The 3,747-nt window shown below is 48.4% G+C and carries 4 protein-coding genes; 2 read left to right on the top strand and 2 right to left on the bottom strand.

All coding sequences use genetic code 11. From position 1 onward, the window contains the following. Positions 1–241: phospholipase C, phosphocholine-specific (locus tag HOK28_15680; protein MBT6434539.1), on the bottom strand; the 241-nt coding region annotated here is incomplete at its 3' end. A gap of 220 nt (positions 242–461) precedes the next feature. Then, on the bottom strand, positions 462–950 hold the full coding sequence (locus tag HOK28_15685) for a peptidylprolyl isomerase (protein ID MBT6434540.1): 489 nt from the start codon (positions 948–950) through the stop codon (positions 462–464). Positions 951–1,128: 178 nt separating this feature from the next. Between HOK28_15685 and kdsB the strand changes: the two genes are divergently transcribed. Continuing rightward, positions 1,129–1,878, top strand: coding sequence for a 3-deoxy-manno-octulosonate cytidylyltransferase (kdsB, locus tag HOK28_15690; GenBank protein ID MBT6434541.1), 750 nt, complete (start codon positions 1,129–1,131; stop codon positions 1,876–1,878). Positions 1,879–1,894: 16 nt separating this feature from the next. Continuing rightward, positions 1,895–3,289: a hypothetical protein gene (locus HOK28_15695; GenBank protein MBT6434542.1), complete on the top strand. Its 1,395-nt coding sequence runs from the start codon at positions 1,895–1,897 to the stop codon at positions 3,287–3,289. Positions 3,290–3,747 lie beyond the last annotated feature (458 nt).

The raw sequence follows: 3,747 nt of genomic DNA on the forward strand, positions 1-3,747 counted from the left end.
CGTGGTACACGTTGACCACGCCGCCTTCGGGATCGGGGTTGGACATATCTGCCGTGAGGCCTTCGATGTCTGTTCGGCCTTCAACTAATGAAAGCGAGCCAAGGTAGTGGTCGAAGCTTCGGTTTTCGAGCATCAAAACGACAACGTGTTCGATGGCAGTTTCAGGGGTACCCACCACAACGGGCTCTTCGATGGTTTCACCGCAGCCTATTATGGCGGGAGTTGCTGCCATGGCGGCCATTGATTTGATGGCAGTTCGCCGGTCGATGGGGGTGGTGAAAAGAGAATTCTCGGATTTGTCTGGGTCGTATTTTTTGGACGTCATATTCTTCCCCTTTGATACCGCTGCCGTAGGTATCTTTTAAACCTAATCTTCGAACGCAGATCAGTAAAGAGAAAGTGACTTTAATCGGTAGGGGAAGATGTCAAAGGGGCAGGAGCCCCTCATTCATTGAAGCGGATCAGTGCTGGTGTCCGCCTGGGCCATGAACGTGGCCATGGCTGAGTTCTTCCGGTGACGCTTCGCGAATCTCGGAGATTTCTACAGCAAAATTAAGAGTTTTTCCGGCCAGCTCGTGGTTTCCATCAACAGTAATCTTATCACCTTCGATGCCGGCAATACGGATGAGTTGAATGTGGCCGCCTTCGCCTGGAGCTTGGAACATCATGCCAACTTCGAGGTTATCCACACCTTGGAAAGCTTCGCGAGGTACTTCCTGAATCAGCCCTGGGTTGTGCACGCCGTAACCTTCTTCTGGATTAACCGTAACACTGAGCTTCTCGCCAATGCCTTTACCGACTAGTTCTTTTTCGAGGCCGGGGATGATGTTTCCATGTCCATGCAGATAAACCAGCGGATCTTTGCCTTCAGAGCTGTCGATGACTTGTCCGCCGTCGAGAGTGAGCGTGTAGTGAATTGAAACTGCTTTATCTTTTGCAATGGTTGTCATGAATGTATTGCCTTGTTCGAAATGAAGTTCCTTCAAGCATCCCAAATGGACCTATCAGAACATGTGATTATCGGATAATCTCAATCAGCGCGCTCATAAGTGGATTTTATGGGTCTTGTCTAGACTCTGGCTCGCTTTCTCTTGATTCAGCTGCGGGGGCTTCCTACACTTTTGAAACATGAAAAAAGCAGTGATTATACCGGCACGGATGCAAGCCACCCGGCTTCCCGGCAAACCCTTGGCTTTGCTTGGGACAAAGCCCCTTATTCTAAGGGTTTATGAGCAGGCTATGAAGGCCACTGGTATCGATGAGGTAGCCGTGGCCACAGATTCTTGCGAGATTATGAATGCGGTCGAATCTGCTGGAGGCCAGGCGGTGCTTACGCGCAGCGATCATGCTTCGGGAAGTGACCGGGTGGCTGAAGCAGCTGAGCTTATTGGCGCCGATCTTATTGTGAATGTTCAGGGAGATGAGCCGTTTATCAATCCGGACGATATTTCACGTTTGATGCAGTACCTAGAGCAAAAACCAGACTCGATTGTGACCATGGATTATGGCCTGAGCAGTCTTGAGCAATATCAAGATCCGAATGTGGTAAAAGTGGTGAAATCCGAGGCTGGACGTGCTTTGTATTTTTCACGCTCTGCTATTCCTTATGCACAAGATATTCAAAATGTTATCGGAATCGCACGAGGGCATGTAGGGATTTATGGTTACCATAGTAAGACTTTGGAACGATTGACCCACGCCCCTGTAGCTGTACTTGAGAATTTAGAGCGCCTGGAGCAGTTGAGGGCTATGTCTTTGGGGATTCCCATTTGGGTCATGAATTCGGCGGCTGCCCCCATCGGAATTGATACCCCTGAAGATCTGGAGGAGGCGCGACTCAGGGTTAACAAACACGGTGAGCGGGCATTTCCTGATTAATTTTTAGATGCGATTCTTGGGTGCAATTGGAGCTTCGCTTGCTTGTCCTCGAGCTCAAGTCTACACTCAGCAGAAGCATCCTATTGCTCGATTGGTTTGGAAACGTGCTTACGGTTATCATCCTCAAGATCTTACTGTGCGTGGAGCATATCTGGAAGCGTTAGAGGTAGATATTAAGGTATCGAGTGAGAATGGAGAATTGGCAAAGCTTCAAGTACTTTTAGAATCGAAGCTTGAAGTTTTTGATGATCCCGAAACAAAAGCGTTGCTCGGACGTGTCATGCTTCAATGCCTGGATTTAAGTGGATTGGAGCTTCTCAAGGGACTCCTGGAGGATCCGCAAGAGCCACAGGTTCGAGACTTCATACGCGAAAGCCTCGTTGCATTCTTCATGGGTGAGTTTGGAACCGATTTTCCGTTAGATGTGGTTTCGGAAATCAAGGGGTTAGCTAGGATAGATGAGTGCTCCTTTTGGGAGTCTGTCCTCATGCGCCTTCAGCAGCGAGGGCTTGAACAGATCAATCAGGGGCAGGTGGACCAATTCTCTGTGAGAGTTTTCATAGATCTTGCGCAGCGATGTGCTGAGTCAGGAGCCTTGAATCGCATTGTCCCTGATTCGACTAACGATGGGCTGTCCCAGCAGGCGATGGACCTTATTGAAGTTCAAAAGTTTAGGTCCCAGAAGGCCGATAAGTACTCGACTCAATTTATCTATGACTTGATTCGATCAGGTTGTGAGTCAAGCTTATTTGAACTCTCTGCCAATACTGTGACGGATGCTTTGGATAGTCCGCAAGCGGCCAAGGTCGCATCATTCGCATCTGAGCTGGCGAGGTGTGCCGGGCAGGTTGGTGTTGAGTCTTTTGGTCATACTCGGGGAATTCGAAAGATTGAAGTAACGGGACAGGGGTCTGGGTATCGACCGATGCAGCGAAACTATATGGACATGGCGGGCAATCTGACTCCGAATACCGTGATTTGCAATCCCGAGGGTGGATTGATGCTCGAGGTGAATGAGTTGGGTGCTCAAGGAGATATTCCAGATAAGCCATTGGTCGCTTTTTTTGGTGATAGCACAATGTTTGGCATCAACTCGGATTCTCGGGAGATAAAAAGTTGGCCGGAGCGCTTGAAGGTTCCGGGCTCCACTGTTCAAAACTTCTCGGTCGAGGGCTGGCCAATGGCGCGTATGGTACGACGTTATGAGCGCTTAAAACGAAATCATGAATTAACGTCGGTTGTGGTTTACGCAGGCTGGCATAACTTAATCTATAATGAGCGGTCTGAAGCTTATTGGCGCCAACAACTAGGTCGTTTCCTGAGTGTATCTCATCATACCGCTTTTTGCACGCTTGCCTCCTGTTTGGTCGAGGAGGTTAAGGAGCGGGGGATTGGAGCATTTTTGGAGTAACCCAAAGTCCACTCGTTTTGGGGAGAGATTGAGCCAACCGATGAGATTGCTGCTCATACCTATGAACGTATCCAAGAATACAATCAGTTTATAAGAAACTTCTGTAAGGAAACTGGGGCGACTCTCATTGATCTTGAAACTATTTTTAAATCGAAATCATATGATGAGATGTCGAAAGATTTCTTTGATATCTTGCATTTCAGAGCGGACTGTTATGACCGGTTGGCTGAATTTGTAGCGCGTCAACTCAAGACCAGTATTGGGTGTGAGGTACGCAGTGTTGAGAATGACTGCAGTGAAGTTCAAGAGGTCTCGTCTCCGGAATCATTATCCGGGCCGGAATTGGAGAACTCTTTGGTTCAAACTGAGTCCCGATTCCAGCTATTCTTGAAAAGGATACGTGAGTCTTTTGCTCAAGGAAGTTCGAAAGGTGAGCGGAAGAAAAGGGTGAAGAAAGA

The organism is Deltaproteobacteria bacterium (assembly GCA_018668695.1).
Lineage (GTDB): Bacteria > Myxococcota > XYA12-FULL-58-9 > XYA12-FULL-58-9 > JABJBS01 > JABJBS01.

Bases quoted from the DNA above. Each gene is read 5' to 3' on its own strand.
- HOK28_15685 (MBT6434540.1), bottom strand. From the start codon at position 950: ATGACAACCATTGCAAAAGATAAAGCAGTTTCAATTCACTACACGCTC.
- kdsB (MBT6434541.1), top strand. From the start codon at position 1,129: ATGAAAAAAGCAGTGATTATACCGGCACGGATGCAAGCCACCCGGCTT.